This window comes from uncultured Mucilaginibacter sp. (genome assembly GCF_937859865.1).
Classification (GTDB): Bacteria; Bacteroidota; Bacteroidia; order Sphingobacteriales; family Sphingobacteriaceae; genus Mucilaginibacter_A.
In genome coordinates this window covers 71,557-94,281 of the sequence record NZ_CALMAT010000118.1, presented here as the reverse complement: position 1 = coordinate 94,281, position 22,725 = coordinate 71,557, and the positions used below count along the sequence as shown (strand labels likewise).

22 protein-coding genes and 1 tRNA gene (1 of these 23 only partly in view) are annotated in these 22,725 nt (G+C 40.8%); 15 read left to right on the top strand and 8 right to left on the bottom strand.

From position 1 onward, the window contains the following. Positions 1 to 29 precede the first annotated feature (29 nt). The 8 genes from infA to dnaK all read left to right on the top strand — a co-directional run bounded on the left by infA (position 30) and on the right by dnaK (position 5,891). The gene (gene infA / locus Q0192_RS12505) at positions 30 to 248 is read left to right on the top strand and encodes a translation initiation factor IF-1 (protein WP_013665023.1); all 219 of its coding nucleotides are present in this window, start codon (positions 30 to 32) and stop codon (positions 246 to 248) included. Position 249: 1 nt separating this feature from the next. Beyond that, positions 250 to 366 carry a type B 50S ribosomal protein L36 gene (ykgO, locus tag Q0192_RS12500; protein ID WP_120181030.1) on the top strand — a complete coding sequence of 39 codons (117 nt, stop codon included), beginning with the start codon at positions 250 to 252 and terminating at the stop codon, positions 364 to 366. A 63-nt stretch (positions 367 to 429) separates the two neighbouring features. After that, positions 430 to 807, top strand: coding sequence for a 30S ribosomal protein S13 (gene rpsM, locus Q0192_RS12495; RefSeq protein WP_299289815.1), 378 nt, complete (start codon positions 430 to 432; stop codon positions 805 to 807). A gap of 60 nt (positions 808 to 867) precedes the next feature. Further along, positions 868 to 1,257: a 30S ribosomal protein S11 gene (rpsK, locus tag Q0192_RS12490; protein WP_299289814.1), complete on the top strand. Its 390-nt coding sequence runs from the start codon at positions 868 to 870 to the stop codon at positions 1,255 to 1,257. Positions 1,258 to 1,319: 62 nt separating this feature from the next. Next, on the top strand, positions 1,320 to 1,928 hold the full coding sequence (gene rpsD / locus Q0192_RS12485) for a 30S ribosomal protein S4 (RefSeq protein ID WP_299289813.1): 609 nt from the start codon (positions 1,320 to 1,322) through the stop codon (positions 1,926 to 1,928). Between the two features lie 84 nt (positions 1,929 to 2,012). Then, entirely contained in the window at positions 2,013 to 3,005 is a 993-nt protein-coding gene (locus Q0192_RS12480) for a DNA-directed RNA polymerase subunit alpha (protein ID WP_299289812.1), read from the top strand. Positions 3,006 to 3,106: 101 nt separating this feature from the next. Continuing rightward, complete coding sequence (gene rplQ, locus Q0192_RS12475; RefSeq protein WP_299289811.1) at positions 3,107 to 3,667, top strand: 50S ribosomal protein L17; 561 nt, start codon at positions 3,107 to 3,109, stop codon at positions 3,665 to 3,667. A gap of 304 nt (positions 3,668 to 3,971) precedes the next feature. Further along, positions 3,972 to 5,891: a molecular chaperone DnaK gene (dnaK, locus tag Q0192_RS12470; protein ID WP_299289810.1), complete on the top strand. Its 1,920-nt coding sequence runs from the start codon at positions 3,972 to 3,974 to the stop codon at positions 5,889 to 5,891. Positions 5,892 to 5,976: 85 nt separating this feature from the next. On the opposite strand, the gene rdgB is transcribed toward dnaK, so the two are convergent. Both rdgB and Q0192_RS12460 read right to left on the bottom strand, forming a co-directional pair. Then, positions 5,977 to 6,558, bottom strand: coding sequence for an RdgB/HAM1 family non-canonical purine NTP pyrophosphatase (gene rdgB / locus Q0192_RS12465; protein WP_366518186.1), 582 nt, complete (start codon positions 6,556 to 6,558; stop codon positions 5,977 to 5,979). A 2-nt stretch (positions 6,559 to 6,560) separates the two neighbouring features. Beyond that, positions 6,561 to 7,073 carry a hypothetical protein gene (locus Q0192_RS12460; RefSeq protein ID WP_299289809.1) on the bottom strand — a complete coding sequence of 171 codons (513 nt, stop codon included), beginning with the start codon at positions 7,071 to 7,073 and terminating at the stop codon, positions 6,561 to 6,563. Between the two features lie 172 nt (positions 7,074 to 7,245). On the opposite strand from Q0192_RS12460, the gene Q0192_RS12455 reads away from it, so the two are divergent. Beyond that, entirely contained in the window at positions 7,246 to 8,610 is a 1,365-nt protein-coding gene (locus Q0192_RS12455; RefSeq protein WP_299289808.1) for a peptidylprolyl isomerase, read from the top strand. A 1-nt stretch (position 8,611) separates the two neighbouring features. Beyond that, a complete protein-coding gene (locus Q0192_RS12450) occupies positions 8,612 to 9,574 on the top strand; it encodes a MoxR family ATPase (RefSeq protein WP_299289807.1) in 963 nt (320 codons plus the stop codon). A 71-nt stretch (positions 9,575 to 9,645) separates the two neighbouring features. Here Q0192_RS12450 and Q0192_RS12445 read toward each other — a convergent pair whose 3' ends face one another. The 6 genes from Q0192_RS12445 to mutL form a co-directional block, all read right to left on the bottom strand. Beyond that, complete coding sequence (locus tag Q0192_RS12445) at positions 9,646 to 10,500, bottom strand: hypothetical protein (protein WP_299289806.1); 855 nt, start codon at positions 10,498 to 10,500, stop codon at positions 9,646 to 9,648. A gap of 243 nt (positions 10,501 to 10,743) precedes the next feature. Beyond that, complete coding sequence (gene cysS / locus Q0192_RS12440) at positions 10,744 to 12,204, bottom strand: cysteine--tRNA ligase (protein ID WP_299289805.1); 1,461 nt, start codon at positions 12,202 to 12,204, stop codon at positions 10,744 to 10,746. A gap of 32 nt (positions 12,205 to 12,236) precedes the next feature. Then, positions 12,237 to 13,364 (bottom strand): endonuclease/exonuclease/phosphatase family protein, encoded by a 1,128-nt coding sequence (locus Q0192_RS12435; protein WP_299289804.1) that lies wholly within the window; start codon positions 13,362 to 13,364, stop codon positions 12,237 to 12,239. Then, the gene (locus Q0192_RS12430) at positions 13,339 to 14,193 is read right to left on the bottom strand and encodes a rhomboid family intramembrane serine protease (protein WP_366518185.1); all 855 of its coding nucleotides are present in this window, start codon (positions 14,191 to 14,193) and stop codon (positions 13,339 to 13,341) included. The genes Q0192_RS12435 and Q0192_RS12430 overlap by 26 nt, the downstream gene beginning before the upstream one ends. Positions 14,194 to 14,395: 202 nt before the next feature. Continuing rightward, complete coding sequence (locus tag Q0192_RS12425; protein ID WP_299289803.1) at positions 14,396 to 15,109, bottom strand: rhomboid family intramembrane serine protease; 714 nt, start codon at positions 15,107 to 15,109, stop codon at positions 14,396 to 14,398. Positions 15,110 to 15,139: 30 nt separating this feature from the next. After that, positions 15,140 to 16,999 (bottom strand): DNA mismatch repair endonuclease MutL, encoded by a 1,860-nt coding sequence (mutL, locus tag Q0192_RS12420; RefSeq protein ID WP_299289801.1) that lies wholly within the window; start codon positions 16,997 to 16,999, stop codon positions 15,140 to 15,142. 173 nt (positions 17,000 to 17,172) lie between these two features. Between mutL and Q0192_RS12415 the strand changes: the two genes are divergently transcribed. The 5 genes from Q0192_RS12415 to Q0192_RS12395 form a co-directional block, all read left to right on the top strand. Further along, positions 17,173 to 18,849, top strand: coding sequence for an amidohydrolase (locus Q0192_RS12415; protein WP_299289800.1), 1,677 nt, complete (start codon positions 17,173 to 17,175; stop codon positions 18,847 to 18,849). Between the two features lie 28 nt (positions 18,850 to 18,877). Beyond that, entirely contained in the window at positions 18,878 to 20,659 is a 1,782-nt protein-coding gene (locus Q0192_RS12410) for a serine hydrolase (protein ID WP_299289799.1), read from the top strand. A 210-nt stretch (positions 20,660 to 20,869) separates the two neighbouring features. Continuing rightward, positions 20,870 to 21,355: a hypothetical protein gene (locus Q0192_RS12405; RefSeq protein ID WP_299289798.1), complete on the top strand. Its 486-nt coding sequence runs from the start codon at positions 20,870 to 20,872 to the stop codon at positions 21,353 to 21,355. A gap of 63 nt (positions 21,356 to 21,418) precedes the next feature. Next, the gene (gene bshA / locus Q0192_RS12400; RefSeq protein WP_299289797.1) at positions 21,419 to 22,558 is read left to right on the top strand and encodes an N-acetyl-alpha-D-glucosaminyl L-malate synthase BshA; all 1,140 of its coding nucleotides are present in this window, start codon (positions 21,419 to 21,421) and stop codon (positions 22,556 to 22,558) included. Between the two features lie 154 nt (positions 22,559 to 22,712). Next, positions 22,713 to 22,725, top strand: a tRNA-Leu gene (locus tag Q0192_RS12395) (it continues 78 nt past the right edge of the window).

The following is a 22,725-nucleotide window of genomic DNA, read 5'->3' as shown; positions in this document are numbered from 1 at the left end:
ATAGACAACGAAGTAGAAATCAATAAAATATGGCTAAACAAGCCTCAATTGAACAAGACGGTGTAATAAAAGAGGCATTATCTAATGCTATGTTTCGTGTAGAATTAGAGAATGGGCATGAAATAATTGCTCACATATCTGGTAAAATGCGGATGCATTATATCAAAATTTTGCCTGGAGACCGGGTGAAATTAGAGATGAGTCCTTATGATTTAACAAAAGGTAGGATCACTTATAGATACAAATAAAATGAAAGTTAGGGCATCTATTAAAAAGAGAAGCGCAGATTGTAAGATCATACGCCGTAAAGGAAAGCTTTACGTAATCAACAAGAAAAACCCAAAGTTTAAACAACGTCAGGGATAAATTAGGTTTCCTGTAAAGAATAGTCAAGATACTTCTTTTAACAGGCTAAATATTAAATAAAATATGGCAAGGATTGCAGGTATTGATTTACCAAGAAACAAAAGAGGCGAGATTGGTTTAACTTATATTTTTGGAATCGGCAGATCTACCGCTCAAAATATTTTGACCCAGGCTGGCATTGATTTTAGTGTGAAAGTTCAGGATTGGTCTGACGAACAGCTAACAGCTATCCGAGGGATTATCAATGACCAAATCAAGGTCGAAGGATCATTGCGTTCTGAAGTTCAATTAAACATTAAGCGTTTAATGGACATCGGCTGCTACAGAGGAACTCGTCATCGTAAAGGTTTACCTTTAAGGGGACAACGTACCAAAAACAATTCACGTACACGAAAAGGAAAACGTAAGACTGTAGCTAACAAGAAAAAAGTTACTAAGTAATCATTAATTGTTAACAGCTTTTTGGTTTAGTAAATAAGCTGTTAATTTTCAATCAATAAAATGGCTAAAGCTAAAAAAGTTACCAAAAAGCGCATTGTTGTGATCGAGCCAGTTGGCCAAGCACATATCAATGCTACTTTCAACAATATTATTGTTACGTTAACCAACAATAACGGACAAGCTATTTCTTGGTCTTCGGCAGGAAAGATGGGTTTTAAAGGCTCTAAAAAGAACACTCCTTACGCAGCCGGACAAGCTGCCGCTGACTGTGCCAAAACAGCGCATGATTTAGGTTTACGCAAAGTTGAAGTTTTTGTAAAAGGGCCGGGCGCAGGGCGTGAGTCTGCTATTCGTACTTTGCAAACTTCAGGTATTGAAGTAACTACCATCCGCGATATTACGCCTATGCCGCACAATGGATGCCGCCCATCTAAAAGAAGAAGAGTTTAATTAACCGATTTTAAAGCTAAGATTCAGTACTGTTTTTATACTGATACTTTAAAAAAACAAAAATGGCCAGATACACCGGACCCAAGTCCAAAATTGCAAGAAGATTTAGAGAACCAATTTTTGGTCCTGACAAAGCATTAGAAAAAAAGAATTATCCTCCTGGCATGCATGGAACCTCTAAAAGAAGAGGTAAGCAATCCGAGTATGCAGTACAGTTGATGGAAAAGCAAAAAGTTAAATACACTTATGGTGTATTAGAGCGCCAGTTTGAAAATTTATTTCATAAAGCCTCTAGTAGCGTAGGCGTTACGGGAGAAATGCTTTTGAAATTATTAGAAGCTCGTTTGGACAATGCGGTGTATCGTTTAGGCATGGCACCAACACGTTCAGCAGCACGCCAATTAGTTAGCCACAAACATATCAATGTTAATAATATGGTGGTTAACATTCCGTCTTACTCTTTAAAAGCTGGCGACGTTATTTCTGTCCGCGAAAAATCTAAATCTTTAGAGGCTATTACCAATACGGTATCCGGAAGAAGGATCAATAAGTTTAGCTGGTTGGAATGGGACCCGAATAACTTGTCGGGTAAATTTCTGAACTATCCGCAGCGCGATGAAATTCCTGAAAATATCAAGGAAAACCTCATCGTCGAGCTTTACTCTAAATAATATTATGATGATGTAATATAACCGGCAAACAGCCGGTTTTTACGTTTTCAATTTAATCATTCAAACATAACTAATAGTATATAAATGGCCATATTAGCATTTCAAAAACCAGATAAGGTGATCATGCAGAAATCAAATGATTCTGACGGCACGTTTGAATTTCGTCCTTTAGAACCAGGTTTCGGTATCACTATCGGTAATGCTTTACGTCGTATTTTGCTTTCTTCGTTAGAAGGTTATGCAATTACCTCCGTTCGTTTTTCCGGGGTTACCCACGAGTTTTCAACAATGAAAGGCGTTGTTGAAGATGTTACCGAAATCATCCTAAACTTAAAGCAGGTTCGTTTCAAAAAAACAGGTGATTCTGGTGATAATGAAAAGATATTTGTCATCATCAATGGTCAGGATAGTTTTAAAGCCGGTGATATTACCAAGTTTTCCAATAACTTCAGTGTTTTAAACCCAGAGTTGGTGATCTGCAACATGGATTCTTCTGTAACTTTAGAAATTGAATTTACAGTTGCCAAAGGTAGAGGTTACGTTCCAAGTGAAGAGAATAAAAATGCAGATGCTGTTGTAGGTGTTATCGCAGTAGATTCTATTTTTACCCCGATAAAAAACGTAAAATACGTGATCGAAAACTACCGTGTTGAACAAAAAACCGATTACGAAAAATTGGTTTTGGATATTGCAACTGATGGTTCGATCCATCCGGAGGATGCTTTAAAAGAAGCTGCAAAAATTTTGATCCAACATTTTATGTTGTTCTCGGATGAAAACATGATGCTGGAAGCGCAAACCAAAGAAGAAACCAAAGAAGTTGACGAGGAAATTCTGCATATGCGCAAAATTCTGAAAACGGAATTGGTTGATCTTGACCTTTCTGTAAGGGCTTTAAATTGCTTAAAAGCAGCCGACATCCGCACTTTGGCAGAATTGGTTTCTTATGATGTTGCCGATATGTTGAAATTTAGAAACTTCGGTAAAAAATCGTTGACCGAAATTCAGGATCTGGTGAAATCAAAAGGCTTATCTTTTGGCATGAACCTTTCAAAATACAAATTAGACGAAGAATAAAACCGGTGCCTGAAAAGGAACGGATTAAATTAATCCATTGGCATAATTCCGAGGGTTTGAACCATCACCCAACGGTATGCACGTGCAAAAACAAATAAACAATGAGACACGGAAAAAAAGTAAACCATTTAGGCCGCACCGACAGCCATCGCAAAGCGATGCTGGCAAACATGGCTTCTTCGCTTATTTTGCATAAGCGCATCACTACAACATTGGCTAAAGCAAAAGCTTTGCGTATGTATGTTGAGCCTTTATTGACCAAATCTAAAAATGATACTACACATTCCCGTCGTACTGTTTTTAGTTACTTAAAAGATAAAGAAACGTTAACCATTTTATTTCGCGAAGTAGCCGAAAAAATTGCTACGCGCCCAGGCGGTTACACGCGTATCGTAAAAATGGAAAACCGTTTAGGCGATAATGCTGAAATGGCTATCATCGAATTGGTAGATTACAATACCGTTTATACCAAAGGAAATGCAGCAGCAACAGAAAAGAAATCAACCCGTCGTCGTGGTTCTGGCCGTGGCAACAAAGCTGATGGCAATGTAAATTCGCCGGAAGGCGGCATTGATTCTCCAGTAGATCAAAGCACGCCGGCTACACCAATTCCTGATCCTTCATCAGCAGGTGAACCCTTAGCGCCAGACGAAGAATTGTAAATAAAATTTGTCCTGATTAAAGGATAAAAAAGCCCTGGTTTTAATCAGGGCTTTTTTTATGGGGGTAAAAGAAGCATCAACGATGCTTCTTTTACCCCCATAAAATTGATGTTATAGTATGTATTTAACCAAAGGTTGTAATAAATATGACAGGATGTCATTCTAAAAATCCTTCTTATGTGTTAAATCCAGGTAAAAACCTGTCAGCAAATACTTAATAAGAATAATTGTGCTGCTTGGCACATAGCTTGTTCAATAAGATTAGAATTATTAAGCGAAAATTAAAATAAAAATCAATCATATTATGGCTAAAATTATTGGAATTGACTTAGGAACAACAAATTCCTGCGTGGCAGTAATGGAAGGTAACGAACCTGTTGTTATTGCTAATAGCGAAGGTAAACGCACCACTCCTTCCGTTGTGGCATTTGTAGATAATGGCGAACGCAAAGTAGGCGATCCTGCTAAACGCCAGGCAATTACAAACCCTACAAAAACCATTTCTTCGATTAAACGCTTTATGGGAAACCAGTTTAACGAAGTTACCAAAGAAATTGAACGCGTTCCGTATAAAGTGGTTAAAGGTGATGGCAACACACCAAGGATCGTTATCGGAGACCGTAATTATACCCCACAGGAAATTTCAGCAATGATCCTTCAGAAAATGAAGAAAACGGCTGAAGATTTTTTAGGGACCGAAGTAACAGAAGCGGTTATTACCGTTCCTGCATATTTTAATGATGCACAACGCCAAGCTACGAAAGAAGCAGGCGAAATTGCCGGTTTAAAAGTTCGTCGTATCATCAACGAGCCAACTGCTGCTGCTTTGGCTTATGGTTTGGACAAAGCGCACAAAGACATGAAAATCGTGGTGTTTGACTGCGGTGGCGGTACACATGACGTTTCTGTGTTAGAGTTAGGCGATGGCGTATTCGAAGTAAAATCAACCGATGGCGATACACATTTGGGCGGAGATGACTTTGACCAGGTAATCATAGACTGGCTTGCCGATGAATTTAAAAGCGACGAAGGCATAGATCTGCGTAAAGACCCGATGGCTTTGCAACGCTTAAAAGAAGCAGCCGAAAAAGCCAAAGTTGAGTTATCAAGCACTGCGCAAACCGAAATCAACTTGCCTTATATTACCGCTGCTGATGGTATGCCAAAGCACCTGGTAAAAACTTTGACTCGTGCAAAATTTGAGCAATTGGCTGATAGTTTGATTAAACGTACTATCGAACCTTGCCGTACTGCATTAAAAAATGCCGGTTACAGTACTTCAGATATTGACGAAATTATCCTGGTTGGTGGTTCAACCCGTATCCCTGCAATCCAGGAAGCTGTTGAAAAGTTTTTTGGAAAAGCACCTTCAAAAGGTGTAAACCCGGATGAAGTGGTGGCTATTGGCGCTGCAATCCAAGGTGGTGTGTTAACCGGAGAAGTAAAAGATGTGTTGTTGCTGGATGTTACTCCGCTTTCTTTAGGTATCGAAACAATGGGTGGCGTGATGACGAAGCTGATTGATGCAAACACAACAATCCCGTCTAAAAAATCAGAAACTTTTTCTACGGCTTCTGATAACCAGCCTTCGGTAGAAATCCATATTTTGCAAGGCGAACGCCCAATGGCTGCCCAAAACCGCACCATCGGCCGTTTTCACTTAGACGGAATTCCTGCTGCACCTCGCGGCATTCCGCAAGTTGAAGTTACTTTTGATATTGATGCAAACGGTATCCTAAATGTATCTGCAAAAGATAAAGCAACCGGCAAAGAGCAAAAAATCCGTATCGAAGCTTCTTCCGGCTTAACTGATGCTGATATTAAGAAAATGAAAGACGAAGCCGAAGCCAATGCCGAAGCCGATAAAAAAGCAAAAGAAGAAGTTGAAAAATTGAACGCTGCCGATGCTTTGATCTTCTCGACAGAAAAACAATTGAAGGAATACGGCGATAAAATTTCTGCTGATAAAAAAGCACCGATTGAAGCTGGTTTGGCCAAGCTAAAAACAGCTTATGCCGCTAAAAACGTAGCTGATATGGACGCAGCCCAAACAGAACTGCAAACCGCATGGAATGCAGCATCAGAAGAAATGTATAAAGCTACGCAAGATGGCGGCGCAGGTACACAAGGCGGGCCAACTGCTGATGGTAGCGCAAACGCCGGCCAAGCAGCAGGAAGCGAAGCCGATTCTGTAACTGATGTTGACTTTGAAGAAGTAAAATAAGTTTAAACTGATATAAATTGAAAAGCGCTTTTGGGAGAAAATCCCGAAAGCGCTTTTTTTATGCCGGTAAAAGAAGCATTGGGTTTTATTGTTGTTGCAGAAACGCAATCAGTTGCACCATGGCTTTTCCGCGATGGCTGATTTTGTTTTTTTCTTCCAAAGGCATTTCAGCAAAAGAGATCGGATAACCATCAGGCTGAAAAATCGGATCATAACCAAAACCACCATTCCCGGAGATTTTTGTACGAATGGTGCCGGTAACTACGCCTTCAAACCAGTGTTCCTGTCCTTTCCAAATCAAAGAAACAACGGTTTTAAATTGTGCTTTACGGTTTTTCTCATCTTCCAATTGCTCCAAAACACGCTCAATATTGGCCTGATGGTTTCCATGTTCGCCGGCATATCGTGCAGAAAAAACGCCGGGATCGCCATTTAAAGCTGCAATTTCCAAACCGCTGTCATCTGCGAAGCAATCCAGGTTGTATTGCTGATAAATCCGTTGTGTTTTGATCGAAGCATTTTCTTTAAAAGTGGTTCCGGTTTCTTCAATTTCTTCTTCAAAACCCAAATCTTTCAGGCTTAATATTTTAAACCGATTGCCAACCGCGTGTGCAACTTCTTCAACTTTATGCGCATTGTTGGTTACAAAAACAAGTTCTTTCATCATGGTTACAAAGTTTTCATCGCATCCCAAAAAGCTTTGGTTTTATCTTTATTGCCCAGCATTTCGGTAAAACTGTAGGTATATAAAATCTGATAATTTGGTTCTTGATGGATCTCGTTCAACATTGCTTCCGGCAAACTTAAATCTTTCGGCTTCAACCCAAAACACACCAATTTTAGTGGCATAAAAGAAGCATGCAATTCTTTGAAACTAATGTTTTGATAGGCCGAGAAATCAACAATAGCCACATCATCAAAATCCATTTGCTTTCGTGCCAACGTATTTTCTAAAGCTTTTAACTGGTTGTCATTCAGTTTCTGATCGGTCAAAATCAAAAAGTGTTTCAAGTTTTTTCCGATTGAAATAAATTCTGTTTTTGTCTTTTTTGGTAATTCTGCAACCGGTTTTTCAGAAAAAATAAATTTCACGGGCTTTTCTTCCCACAATAAATCATTTTTGGTAAGGTATAAATCTTCGTTCATTAAAATCTGCAATGCGGCTGCTTCTTCGGTTAACATAATCAATTTTGGTTAAAATTAGTTAAACTGTTTCCGGCTTCCATATAATTTCGAGAATATTGCCGTTAAGTTATGTTGTGTAATTTGTGCAGGTACGGATAATTTTTCCGAAATTTAACCAAATTATACACGATAAAAACAGCATGTGTATTTTTAAAAGAATAATTTTTATATGAGAAAATTTACCGTTTTGATCCTGTGTTTTGTGATGAGTGTTTTTACAGCTTTGGGTCAAAAAAAATCATTAGATAAAGTTGCGGCCGTAGTTGGAAACAGCATTATTTTAAATTCTGATATTGAACACGAATACGATAATTATTTACTTCAGGGCAATCAACCAAACCCGACAATAAAATGTCAGGTTTTGCAGCAATTGTTAACTCAAAAGTTGCTGACGCAGCAAGCCGTTATAGATAGTGTGATTGTAAAAGACGATGAAGTGGACAACGAGGTGGACCGGCGGATGCGAAGGTTTATCCAAAATGCAGGCGGGCAGGACAAGCTGGAAGCATTCCTTGGAAAATCTATAATTCAATACAAAGATGAAATCCGGCCGGACATCCGGGAGTTGCTGACTGCGCAACGGATGCAGCAAAAAATTACTGAGAAAGTTAGTGTTACGCCGCAGGATGTAAAAAACTATTTCAACTCAATCCCGAAAGACAGTTTACCTTCCATCAACAAAGAGGTAGAAATTGCACAAATTGTTTTTAACCCAAAACTGACGAAAGAAGAAAAACAACTTTCGCGCGAAAAAGCAGAAGCGCTGCGTACACGGGTTAAAAACGGAGAAGATTTTGGCACGCTGGCCACTTTATATTCCCAAGATCCGGGATCGGCACCGGCAGGCGGCGATTTGGGCTTTTTTGATCGGAATATGATGGCTAAAGAATTTACGGCTATGTCTTTCAAACTAAAAGCAGGAGAAATTTCGTCGGTTTTTGAAACAGAGTTTGGTTTTCACTTTTTGCAAGTGATTGAACGCCGCGGCGAACAAGTGCATGCGAGACATATTTTGATTATACCGGAAATAACACAAGCCAGTTTGGACCGCGCCAAAATTAAAGCTGATAGTATTTACAAAGTAATCAAAACCAATAAAATTGACTTTTCAGCGGCTGCTTCTGCGTTTTCTGATGATAATGAAACCAAGTATAATGGCGGCATGCTGCTGAACGCAGAAGATGTACAAAACCGTTCAACTTTTATCCCGACAGATAAATTAGACCCGCAAGTTGCCTTGGTGGTAGATACTATGAAAGTTGGAAGCATGGCGCCGCCTGCTTTGTTTACCACTCAAAAAAATGCCAAGGTTTATAAGATATTGTACCTGAAATCAAAAACAGATGCACACAAAGCGAATTTGGCGCAGGATTTTCCGAAGTTAAAGGATGCTGCCTCTGAAACTAAAATCAATAAAACAGTAAGCGACTGGTTTGAAAAACGCCGCAAAGAAACTTACATCAATATTGATCCGGAGTATCAAACCTGCGACCAGCTTAAATCTTGGGTTGTTAACATAGCACAGGCAAAATAATATGCAACATACTTCGGAAGTAGAAGCTGCTGATGCCTTGTTTGCATCGTACCGTGAAGTTAAAGCAGAGATTGGCAAAACCATCATCGGCCAGGATGAGGTAGTAAAATCCGTTTTGATCGCTATTTTTAGCAACGGCCATTGCTTGCTGGTTGGCGTTCCCGGACTGGCTAAAACTTTACTGGTTCAAACAGTGGCGCGGGTTTTGGATTTAAGCTTCAACCGCATCCAGTTTACGCCGGATTTAATGCCTTCTGATATTATTGGTTCTGAGATTTTAGGCGAAGACCGAAACTTTAAATTTATTAAAGGGCCGGTTTTTTCTAACATTATTTTGGCAGATGAAATTAATCGCACACCGCCAAAAACGCAAGCTGCTTTACTGGAAGCCATGCAGGAAAAAGCGGTTACGGCTGCCGGTGTAACACACCAATTGGATAAACCTTTTTTTGTATTAGCAACGCAAAACCCAATTGAGCAGGAGGGAACCTATCCGCTGCCGGAAGCGCAGTTGGACAGGTTTATGTTTAACATTTCTTTGGATTATCCTTCCTGGCAGGAAGAATTGAACATTGTTAAAAATACAACGGGCAACCAAATCAATACCATTAAAAAACTATTGAACGCCGAACAGATACGCTACTTTCAGCAATTGGTACGGAACATCCCGATTACAGACCATGTGCTGGAATATGCGGTAAAATTGGCAGCGAAAACACGTCCAAACACAGCTTTGGCCACGCCGAAAGTAAACCAGTTGTTAAGCTGGGGCGCAGGGCCAAGGGCATCGCAGTTTTTGGTTTTAGGGGCGAAATGCCATGCCGTTATCTCTGGAAAATATTCGCCGGATATAGAAGATGTACAAGCCGTGGCCAAAGCCATTTTACGGCACCGCATTGTGCGCAATTATCGTGCAGAAGCAGAAGGTTTGTCTGCCGACCAGATTATCGAACAGTTGTTTTAAGGAAATTGCATTTTTAAACAAGAAAGGCCGCTCATTTGAGCGGCCTTTCTTGTTGATACTGTTTTTACCACCTATTTTTCAATGGGCGAAAATATCTCTACCAAAATATTCCATTTGTGGGATTTGTCCGGCTCCCAAATGCGGATGTAGTTGTAATTGTTGGTGATGGTGCCTTTCTTAATTTTTGCTTTGCCATAACTGTAGGCTAAATCCCCGCTAACGGCACGGCCAGAACCGGTATTTAAGGCTTCGATTGAAATGGCCTGGTTATTAATAAACTGTAAGATTTTGTCCTGGCCAACCATTGGTTCAAACCCTGGGAAATAATAGCGGCCATCCAAAGCTAAAAACTCTTTGTAGGCAGAAAGGGCCGAAAAACCCAGCGAAGTATTAAACAGTTTATCGGTAGTGGTAATGATAGTACGGCCGTTAAAAGGGTCTTTGCTTTGGATGCGGGGCGAAGTGGCAGCATCTTTAAAATCAACAGTTTGCTCCTGTTTCGGTTCCGGGTGTTCCATATTGATGTTGAAAAGCAGCTTCAACTTACCCGATAAATCTGTACGCCAGATGGAAAGGTATTCGCCAAAACTGGCATCGTCTGTACCATTTTTAATGGTATAAGGACCGGCCGTAAATGCGAGGTCGCCGTTGGCAGAGATACGTGCAATTTTTGGGGCCGAAGTTAATTTGCCTGCTATTTTTCCGCTTTCGGCATAATACGTTTTAGCCAAAACAGGCTCTGGTTTAAAAACCATTGCTTCCGGGTCTGCAACTGCCAGCATGCCATCGCGTATCCCTTTTTGGGCAGTTACACGGTTGTATTCTTTTTCTGCATCCAATACTTCTTTTACCTGTGTAATTTTTTGTGCCGAAGCCAAACCGTTAAAGCATAAAAAAGCTACAAAAGCAGTACATATTTTTTTCATTGGTATTCTTGGTTTTATTATGAATTTAGAATAAGGTTTTGTTGAGTTAAAGTTTAACTTTTATGATTTTTGATCAAAGAAAAATCTGGCTGCAAGTTATTGTTTTTTCTGCTGATACAACTAATCACAAAGCAGCAGCAAAAAATGCTTCTGCTCAAGCTTAACTGTATTCGTTCAGCTTTATTATCCAAATGAAGGATGAAGTTGCAGTATTAAGGTTTTAAACAATACTTCTTTTAGCACCTAAATTTTTGTCCAGCTTGTGCCTTCCTTGCTGTCTTTAAGCTGATAACCAATCTTTTGCAAACCATGCCTGATTTTGTCCGATGTGGCATAATCCTGGTTCGTTTTCGCCTCGCTGCGTAGGTTGATTACAAAATCCAGCACTTTTGGCAGTTCATCTGATGCAGCGGATTCATCTTTTAAACCCAGTACATCAATGATAAAATGCTGTAACAATTGCTGTAAAAGTTCCAGGTTTGGCTTATCAATTTTCAACTTTTGATTTTGGATAGAATTGACTAAACGGCAAACTTCAAACAATTCGGCTATCAAAACCGGGCTGTTAAAATCGTCGTTCATCGCCTCATAACACCGTTGCTGCAAAGGTTCGATTTCTATTTCTCCTGTTGCATTTACTTTTAAGTTTGGTGCCAAAGCAAAAGCGTTCATCATCCTTTTAAAGCCTTTTTCTGATGCATCCAAAGCTTCGTTCGAAAAATCCAATGTGCTGCGGTAATGGGCCTGCAACATAAAAAAACGGACAGTCATCGGACTAAAACCTTTGTTCAACAAAGAATGGTTGCCGCTAAACAATTCCTGAGGTAAAAAACTGTTGCCTAAAGATTTTGACATTTTTTGTCCGTTAACCGTCAACATGTTGGTATGGATCCAATAATTGGCAGGCATCTTTCCGCAAGCAGCTTCGTTTTGTGCAATTTCGTTGGTGTGATGCGTTGGCGCCAAATCCATTCCGCCGCCGTGGATATCAAACTGTTCGCCCAGATATTTATGGCTCATGGCCGAGCATTCTAAATGCCAGCCCGGAAAACCAATGCTCCAGGGCGAAGGCCATTTCATCAGATGTTCTGGTTTTGCTTTGATCCACAGCGCAAAATCCAGCTTGCCGCGTTTTTCTTCCTGGCCGCCTAAATTGCGTGTATTGTTCAGCATGTCTTCCAAATTGCGGTTGCTTAAAATGCCGTAATTGTGGTGCTGGTTGTATTTCTCCACATCAAAATAAACCGAACCGTTTACTTCGTAAGCAAAACCTTTTTCCAATACTGTTTTTACCAGTTCAATTTGTTCGATGATGTGGCCAGTTGCCGTTGGTTCAATGCTGGGTGGTTTTACATTGAAAATCTGCATTACGTCGTGAAAATCAACCGAATATTTTTGCACGATTTCCATCGGCTCCAACTGCGCCAGTTTTGCTTTTTTGGAGATTTTATCTTCGCCTTCATCGGTATCACCTTCTAAATGGCCGGCATCGGTAATATTTCGTACGTAGCGGACTTTATAACCCAAATGCGTAAGGTATCGAAAAATAAGATCGAAAGAAATAAACGTGCGGCAGTTGCCCAAATGCACATCGCTGTAAACGGTTGGGCCGCAAACATATATGCCCACAAACGGTGGGTTAATGGCTTTAAATTCTTCTTTTTTGCGCGATAAAGTGTTGTAAATAAAAAGCTTTTGCTGCATCGGGCAAATTTAGACAAAAAGGCGGTTTTTTGTTACTTCAAACGCAAATCGGCACGGATGCCGTAATGGTCGGAAAGCTTTTTCTTGAGCACCAGGTAATTGATCACCTCAAATTTGGGCTGTGCCAGGATATAATCAATCTGATAATTGGGGAAATCACCGTTATAAGTGGCGCCAAAACCGTTCCCTTTTTCGCGGAAAGCATTGACCAATCCTTCTGACATTTTGTTTAAGGCAAAAGAAGCAGGCGTATCGTTAAAATCGCCGGCAATAATAAAAGGATAAGGCGAGGTGGCGGCATGGTTTTTTACTAAATAAACCTGCTCGCTGCGTTTTAAAAATGCTTTTTTTAGCTTGCTTAAAATGCGTTTGTAAGAATGCACGTTGGTTTCTTCTACTTTTTTAACGCTGTCAATCGTTTGGTAATCTTCGGGCATAAATTGGATAGACTGCAAATGCACGGCATAAACGCGGATAATTTTATCTGCTTTTTTTATATCAATATAAATACACTGGTTGGTACTGTTGTTATCTGCAAGCGGGATCAAACCTTTATTGATGATTGGGAATTTTGAAAAAGCTGCAATGCCGTTGCCTTCGTAATCAATATTGTTCACCACAAAACGGTAGAAATAAGGCGTGTGCAAAGCTTTTTTGATCGAATCAACCATGGCGGCTTCCCCTTTTTTGCGGCTGTAAAATTCCTGGATGCAAAGTACGTCGGGCTGTTCGGTTTTGATTAGCTGCAAAATTTCTGTGCGCGTTGGTTTTGAAGCATTGGCGCCAACACCTTGAAAACTGTGCACATTGTAAGTCATTAACCTTAAATAATTGGCGGATTTTTTTGGCCCGTCAGCAGTAGTGGAACTAAAATTAAAACTCTTGGCAAAAATGCTCCAGCCAATTAAAATACTCAGCAGTGAAATGAAAATAAACCTGCTGAAACGGAGCAGCCAATACAAAGCCAGAATGATGTTGGCAATTAAAAGCGGCGGATAAGCCAGGCCAAAAAAAACAAGCGGCCAACAGGTACGCGGGTCAATTAAACTGGCCAGCAGGCTTAACAGAATAGAAACGGAAGCTATAATGGTAAAAACTAAAACCACATAATCAAAAAAGTGAAGCTTCTTCTTTTTAACTGGTCTCGTCTTTACTGGCATTGAACAGGATTTCTTTTTCTTTTTTGCTGAGGCTTGCATAGCCGGATTGCGAAATTTTGTCTAATATAGAATCTATTTCTTCTTCTTTTGGCCTGACCGTACTGTTTTTAGCATAGTTCTTTGATACGACATGCAGCGTTTTAGGTTTTGAAAAACGTTCGAAAGCGCGGCCAAGTGCAGTATTTCCCTGCAAATGTTTGATATAAAAGAAGCCTGCAATAGCACCGCCGATATGCGAAATTTCGCCGCCGGCATTTGGCCCGGTGATGCTGATGAGGTCAAACAAAACATAAAACAAGGCTATCCACTTTAATTTTACCGAACCGAGAAACAGCAGTTGGATGGTATAATCGGGCAGTAAAGTTGCCGTTGCCACGATGATGGCCATGACTGCAGCCGAAGCGCCAACGGTTGTAGATACTGTTTTTACATCAGCAAAAAGCGGGAAGACGTTATAAAATAGCACGTACAAAAATGCGCCCGCCAAGCCGCCGATAATGTACAGATCAACCAGCTTTTTTCCGCCCAAATATTCCTGAAAAATTCCGCCCATCCAGTAAAACCACAACATGTTGAACAGGATATGGAAAAACCCGCTGTGTAAAAACATGTAGGTTAAAGGTGTCCAAAAACGGATCAATAATTTTGGCAGATACGAGGGAACTGCCAAATAATCATTTATCGTTGCCGAAATGATTGCGTTCCGCGTCGTCAGCATTTCTACCACGCCAAGCAGGCTCAGAAATAAAAAAACAATAACGTTAATACCGATCAGCATATTTAACCGGTTTCCTGAACGAAACACTTGTGTACGAATTTCTTCCCACATAAAAATTATCAGTTTAAAAGATTTTCATTGAACTTGTTCAAACTTATTCTTTTGTGCTTTATACCATGCTTCTTTTACCGCCCAAAAATCAGTAGGCTATTTGTTTTGATTTGTTTAGGTTGATACAAACACCAATTTTTATAGGGTAAAAGAAGCATCAGCCGAAAAAAAGTTTAAACAATTTCATTGTAATAACGGCACATTAATAAAAATCGTTTGTTTTGTGCATGCCCCAAATTTTTAATAAAATATAACCAAAAAGCGCACCGCCCAAATGAGCAAAATGCGCAACCGAATCGCCCTGGTGCTGGCTCAAACCCAAATATAATTCTACCACAATATAACCAATTACGGCATATTTTGCTTTTACCGGGATCGGAATTAGCATAATATATAGACTGGTTTCGGCGTATAAAACACCAAAGGCAACTAAAATTCCAAACAAAGCCCCGGATGCGCCAACCATCGGTTCAGCATAAATGGCCCGAAGCCTTCCTACATCTTCTGGCGAGATATTATAATTCATAGCCGGGTCAAAAGTAAAGCTGCCCAAAATGCCATGCACTTCAATTGCCTGCACCAGCATTTGCAAAGCTAAAGCGCCTAAACCTGTAATGAAATAATAGTTAAAAAAACGCTTTGAACCCATGTAATTTTCAATAGCGGGACCAAACATGTACAAAGCAAACATATTGAAAAAGATATGCGCCCAACCGCCATGCATAAACATGTATGTAATAATTTGCCAAACCCGAAAATGAGGCGAATTAAAGTAAAAAGCACCAAGGTGAAAGGCCAGTTCGATGCCCATACTTTGAAAAACCAAAGTGGCGATAAAGAAAATAATATTGATGATCAGCAGGTTTTTTACAACGGGCGTAAGGTTGGCTAAAGGCGATTGTCCGAATAAATTCATGGTTTTGGCAGAAGCGGTTCGATGCTTCTTTTATCGATCAAATTTTTGTAAAAGCTCTTCTAAAGTATAAGTAATGATTACGGGTTTGCTGCTTAAAGAAACATTGGGCAGCTGGCAGGCAAACAGTTGGTCAATCAATTGGTTCATTTCCTCCAGCGAAAAACGGGTTCCTGGTTTTACGGCTGCATTTCGCGCCAGCGTTCGGGCCAAATTGTCGTGCTTGCTCAGTTTTAAAGCAGATTGGTTGTTTTTGAAACCTTCCAGCAATTTTTCCAGCATTTCGCTTTCGATGGCATTAGTCAATTCTGCCGGAACACCTTCTACAATCACCGTGTTTTTTCCAAATTCTCTAATATCAAAACCTAAAGCACGAACATCGTTAAACAAGCTTTTTAACAGCTCAAAATCCGGCGTGCTTAATGTGATGCTTTGCGGAAATAAAGTTTGCTGACTAACACCGGTATGGTTTTCTAACTGCACCAAAAAACGCTCGTACAAAATCCGTTCGTGTGCGGCCTGCTGGTCAATCAGCATAAAACCGGATTTTATTTGCGATAAAATAAAACGGTTATGGATCTGGAACAATTGCCGTTCGCTTGATTTTGTTAGCTGTTGGTTATCCACCGCAATTTCGCGCTGCTGCATCTCGATTTGGTGCTGCTGCGCGATTTTTTCCTGTGTTATTTCGTACAATGTGTCCCAGTTTTGCACAAAATCGGGTTTGCGCCTTTCAGCCGATTGTCGCAAAACTGAAGTATCGGATGCTGTTTTTACCTCATTAAAAAAAGGATTGAAATCCGGGTTAAAATTGATTCCCGGCGGAACAATCTGATCTAATGGTTTATGGGTGATCATCTGGTCAAAACCAGTTTCCTGGTTAAAATCCAATGAAGGCGTAATGTTGTATTGGCCTAAAGACCGTTTTACAGCCGAACGGATAATGGCATAAATTGCTTTTTCGTCCTGGTATTTTATTTCGGTTTTTGTTGGATGGACGTTGATGTCAATTTTGGCCGGATCAATCGAAATAAAAAGAACATAAAGCGGAAAACTGTCGTCCTGCAACAATTCTTCAAAAGCCGAAGAAACGGCGTGGTTTAAATAATTATCGCGGATAAAACGGTTGTTCACAAAAAAAAACTGCTCGCCGCGTGTTTTGCGTGCAAATTCTGGTTTGCCTACAAAACCGTCCAACTTAATAATTGAGGTGTCTTCTTTTACCGGCACTAATTTCTGGTTGTAATTATTGCCGAAAAGATGCACAATGCGCTGTTTTAAAGAAGCCGAAGGCAGATGAAAAACTTCCTGCCCATCATGGTGCAGCGTAAAAAATACCTGCGGATAAGCCAGCGCCACGCGTTGAAATTCGTCAATAATGTGGCGCATTTCTATCGAATTCCCTTTCAAAAAATTTCGGCGCGCAGGTGTGTTGTAAAAAAGGTTTTTAATGCAAACCGAAGTTCCGGCAGCGGTGGCGCAAGCTTCCTGGCTTACAACGGTTGAGGCTTCAATGCAAATCTTGGTTCCTAATTCGTCTTCGTGCCGCCTCGTCTTCAATTCCACCTGGGCAATAGCAGCGATGGAAGCCATGGCTTCGCCGCGAAAACCCATCGTGCGGATGGCAAAAAGGTCATCGGCTTTTCGGATTTTGGAAGTGGCATGGCGTTCAAAACACATCCGCGCATCGGTAAAACTCATGCCGCAACCATTGTCAATCACCTGGATCAAAGCTTTACCAGCCTCTTTTACAATCAGTTGGATTTTATCGGCGCCCGAATCAATCGCGTTCTCCAACAATTCTTTTACGGCCGATGCAGGGCGTTGTACCACTTCTCCTGCGGCAATCTGGTTGGCAACAGCATCAGGCAAAAGGTGGATAATATCAGACATTAATCTTCCTCAGTTCTATTTCGATGCTAAATTAAAAAATTGATCGCATAACTTCGCAGTTTTACCGGGCCGATGTAGCTTTGCGAAATTTAAAATGATTGTTTACTGATAATATTTTTGCAGATTCGGATGAAAGAACAACAATTTGAACTAAACAACACGATAAAATTTTGATGGCTATTTCTGCAAAACCTTTTACCAAATTTATAGGCATAAAAACAGTATGCTGCCTGATGCTTCTTTTATCGGTGTTTTCTTGTCAGCAAAAAAAAGAAAACAACGCCGATCTGCTGGTCAAAAACGCCCGTGTTTATACCATTGATAACCGTTTTGCCATTGCCGAAGCTTTTGCGGTGCGAGACGGAAAAATCCTGGAAGTTGGAAAAACGGCCGACCTGGAAAAAAAATATACGGTAAAAGAAGTAGTAGATGCGCACGGAAAAGCTGTTTTTCCGGGTTTTATTGATGCACATACGCACTTTTACGAATATGGAATGGGTTTGCAAACCGTGAATTTAAAGGATTTGCCCAGTTGGAATGTCGCCGTTGATTCGGTTAAAAGTTACGCTAAAAACAATACCGAAGGCTGGATCATCGGCAATGGCTGGGACCAAAACCGCTGGAAAACGAAGCAATTTCCAAACAAGCTGAAGTTGGACAGCTTGTTCCCCGAAAGGCCGGTTGTTTTAACGCGTGTTGACGGCCATGCGGCCATCGCAAACCAGGCGGCATTAAACATCGCCGGCATCAAACCAAACCAAAAAGTGGCCGGCGGAGCAATTGAAACGGTGAAAGGAAAACTGACCGGGATTTTGCTGGACAACGCCGTGAATCTGGTTACACATAAAATCCCGGAACCAACCGAAGAACAAACTCAAAATGCCTTATTACAGGCGCAGCGTAATTGTTTTGCGGTTGGCCTGACTACGGTTGATGATTGCGGTTTGGATTATCCTTTGGTCAACACCATCCGGCAGTTGCAAAACCGCGGCGATTTAAAGATGCGAATGTTTGTGATGCTGTCCGATAATCAGAAGAATTTGGATTTATTGTTTCGAAACGGTGCCGTCAAAACGCCGCGTTTAAATGTAAGTTCGGTTAAAGTTTATGCAGATGGCGCTTTGGGTTCGAGAGGCGCTTGTTTGCTGAAACCGTATTCCGACCAGCCTAAATGGAACGGGTTTTTACGAAGCCCGCAAAAGCATTTTCAGGAAATAGCAGCGCTTCTGGCAAAAAAAGGTTTCCAAATGTGTACGCACGCCATCGGCGATTCGGCCAACCGCGTGATGCTGAAGATTTATGCTTCGGTTTTAAAAGGAAAAAATGACCGCCGCTGGCGGATTGAACACAGTCAGATTATTGATCCGGCTGATTTTAAATATTTTGGGGAGAACAACATCGTGCCTTCCGTCCAGCCAACCCACGCAACTTCGGATATGAACTGGGCCGTTCAGCGCTTAGGAAAAATACGGCTAAAAACAGCATACGCTTACCAGCAATTGCTGCAGCAAAACGGCTGGCTGCCGTTGGGGACGGATTTTCCGGTAGAAAACATCAGTCCGTTTTACACGTTTTATGCCGCTGTAGAACGGAAGGATTTAAAAGGATTGCCCGAAGGCGGTTTTCAAAAAGAAAATGCGTTAACAAGAGAGCAAGCAATTAAAGGAATGACGATTTGGGCCGCAAAAGCCAATTTCCAGGAAAATGAAAAAGGAAGTTTAGAACCAGGCAAATTTGCCGATTTTGTGATTTTAGACCAGGACCTGATGCGCGTAAAAGGCAGCGAACTGCCAAAAGTGAAAGTATTGCAAACTTATATCAACGGAGAAAATGTATATAAAAAGCCTTAACCGTAAATGTTTAGCCGGATTTTTTTGGATGATAATGGTACTAAGTTCGGCGTGTGCACAAGATCAGCACCAGCAAAACCAACAATTTTTAGCCGCTAAAAGAAGCATTGAAGCTTCTACCGTTTTGCTGAACAACCCGAACCAGTTGGTGCCAATCAAAAATTTGGATCAGCAAAAATTCGCCAGCGTTCATTTTGGTTTTGAAAACGCTTCGGTTTTTGATAGTTTGTTGAATAAATATACCAAAGTACAAACTTTCAATTCGGCCATTTACGATGCGGACAAAACGCTGAACAACCTGTTGTTTGATTTAAAATTTTTTCAAACCGTCATCGTTCCGCTAAACAGAAACGACTTGAGCAATCCGGCTTTGATGCCTTTTTTAACCAACTTAGATCAGCATAAAAACCTTATCGTGGTTTGTTTTGGCATGCCAACTTTGCCCGCACAATTTGATGTGCTAAAAGGAGTATTAATCTGGTCGGCAACCAATTCGCCCATTGCAGCCAACTTTGCAGCGCAATTGATTTTTGGCGGCGTGGCAGCAAATCAAAAACTAACAGGAGATGTTTCGGCAAAATTTAAAAAAGGGGCAGGGTTTACCACAACACAAACTCGCTTGGCTTATTCGGTTCCCGAAGAAGCGGGCATCAACGCCAATAACTTAAACAGTGCGATTGATGCAATTGTTGCCGAAGCGATCCGCGCACAGGCAACGCCTGGCGCTGTGGTTTTGGTGGCCAGAAACGGAAAAGTGATTTTTAACAAAGCTTACGGCAGCCATAATTACAATGATACTTTAAAGGACAAAATCACGGATATTTTTGATTTGGCATCGGTAACCAAAGTTTCGGCCACAACGATGGAAACAATGCGTTTGTACGATCAGGGAAAGCTGAATTTGGATTCTACTGCGGGTACGTATTTGGTTTCAGCTCGTGGCACCAACAAAGATGATCTGAAAATCCGCGAGTTTTTAACGCACCAAACAGGCATGGTTCCGGATATCATCACCTGGGAAAAACTGAAAGCCGTGGACCGAAGTACAGATTCTTCAGCTACTTTTCCAACCAAAGTTGCCGACCATTTTTATTTAAGAAAAGATTATTTTAAAAATGTGATCTGGCCGGATATGCTGAAATCCCCAATTAGAACACGCGGCAAATATGTGTACAGCGATTTGAGCATGTATTTTATGAAGGAAATTGTAGAAACCATTTCCGGCACGCCCTTAAATGTTTATGTGCAGCAAAACTTCTATTCGCCGTTGGGGATGCAAACGGCCGGTTTTTTGCCGTTAAACCGTTTTCCAAAAAATCAGATCGTGCCTACAGAAAACGATATTGGTTTCCGCCATCAATTGCTGATCGGTTATGTGCACGATCAGGGAGCTGGTTTGCTTGGCGGCGTTTCCGGTCATGCCGGTTTGTTTGCAAGCGCCAATGATTTGGCAATTTTGTACCAGATGATCTTAAACCGCGGCACTTATGGCGGCATGCAGTATTTTAAGCCCGAAACGATTGATCTTTTTACTTCCAAACAATCAGATGTGAGCCGGCGCGGTTTAGGTTTTGACCGTTGGGACCCAAACCGCGAAACTAAATATCCTTCGGTTTTGGCTTCCGATCAAACTTATGGCCACACAGGTTATACCGGAACTTGTTTTTGGGTTGACCCGAAATATAATTTGGTTTATATCTTCCTTTCTAACCGCGTTAACCCAAAAGTTACTGAAAAGTTATCCTCGTTGGGCATCCGCAGAAGGGTACAGGATGCTGTTTATGAAGCCATACAAAAAGGCGTACAATAACAAAAAAGCTGTTTAAATTTTATCCGATTTATTTTCTATGCTTCTTTTACCACCTAAAAATCATTGTCTTTTTGTGGTTTCTGTACCGGAAAAATATCCAAGCACAAATTTATGGGCATAAAAGAAGTACTATAAATTTCATTATAAAACTTTAAATAGGTTCTAAAAGGCATGGTTTTTGTAATTCAAGGGAAAAAATTAATCTTAAACATGAAAAAAATTATTTTAGTGTTAGTAATTGCGGTATTAGGTTTTAGTACGCAAGCTTTTTGTCAAACAGACACCGTTAAATTGAGTAAGCAATACGCAGATGTAACCAAAGATATTGCTGATTTGCAGGTGAAACTGCAGGATGCGCAAGGCAAACTGCCAACTCAACAGGCAAAAGCACAAAGCGCATACCAGGATGCACAACAGGCCGCACAGCAAAGCAGCAGTCAGGCACAAAATGCTACCGATGCGGATTATAGCAAAACCAAAAAAGCACAAAAGGCAGCTAAGCGTGCAGCAAGCAAATCATCAGATGCAAAAAGCGAAAACGCTGATGTAAAGGATTTGAACAATAAAATTAAAGACCTGAACAAAGAAATCGCTAAAAAGCAAAAGACGCAACAGGAACTACAGGCTAAACTTACGGCTGCACGGTCAGCTTCCGGCCAATCTGCCCAAAGTACAAGTGCTACAACTACACCTTAATTATTACATAAAAATCAGATTCTGCAATTTATAAACATATAGATTTGTGTATAAATCAGATTAATGAAAATAGGTATTGTATGCTATCCAACGTTCGGTGGCAGCGGTGTTGTTGCCACCGAATTAGGAAAAGCTTTAGCAGATCATGGCCATCAGGTACACTTTATTACCTATAACCAGCCGGCGCGGTTAGATTTTTTTTCAGAAAACCTGTATTACCACGAAGTTGCCGTTTCCAAATATCCTTTGTTTGATTACGCACCTTACGAAATTGCTTTAACAAGTAAAATTGTTGACGTAGCGCGTTTTGAAAAGCTGGATTTGCTACATGTTCATTATGCAATCCCGCATGCTTCGGCGGCTTATCTGGCCAAGCAAATCTTAAAAACTTACGGCATCCATATTCCCTTTGTAACTACTTTGCACGGAACGGACATTACGCTGGTTGGCAAAGACCGGACGTTTAAACCGGTTGTTACTTTTTCTATCAACATGTCTGACGGGGTTACGGCTGTTTCTCATCACTTAAAGCAAGACACGTTGGATTTTTTTGATATTGAAAACGAAATCCGCGTTATCCCCAATTTTATTGATTTAAAACGTTTCAGCAAAAAAGCCAAAGACCATTTTAAAAAAGCCATTGCGCCTTCGGGCGAAAAAATATTGGTGCACACTTCTAATTTCCGTAAAGTAAAACGGACAGAAGATGTGATCAAGCTGTTTGCAATCGTGAATAAAAAACTGCCTTCTAAATTGTTGATGGTTGGCGATGGGCCGGAACGTTCGATGTGCGAACAGCTTTGCCGGGATTTAAAGGTATGCGACAATGTGCGATTTTTGGGCAAGCAAGAAGCAGTGGAAGAAATTTTATCCGTTGCCGATCTTTTTTTGATGCCTTCCGAATCTGAAAGTTTTGGTTTAGCTGCGCTGGAAGCCATGGCCTGCAAAGTGCCGGTGGTAAGTTCTAATACGGGCGGAATACCAGAATTGAACGTAGAAGGCGTAACCGGGTTTATGACAGCCGTTGGCGATGTGGAAGCTTTGGCCGAAAGGTGTGTTTATATTTTGGAGGATGAGGAACGCTTGAAACAATTTAAAGAGAACGCTTTGGAACGCGCCAAAGAGTTCGACCTGAGCCTGATCTTGCCTTTGTATGAAGACTATTACCGCGAAGTCATCGAACGCTCAAAGGTAACAGCCTGATTTTTAGGCGATAAAAGAAGCATTTGGTTTTATGCTTGATGCTTCTTTTACCACATAAAAATTGGTATCACTTATTTAAACCTAAAAGTAAATCAACCTAACATTTTGTAATTTGTATTTTTAAGTTACTTTTGCAAAAAATAATTCTATAAAAGCGGAAGTGGCGT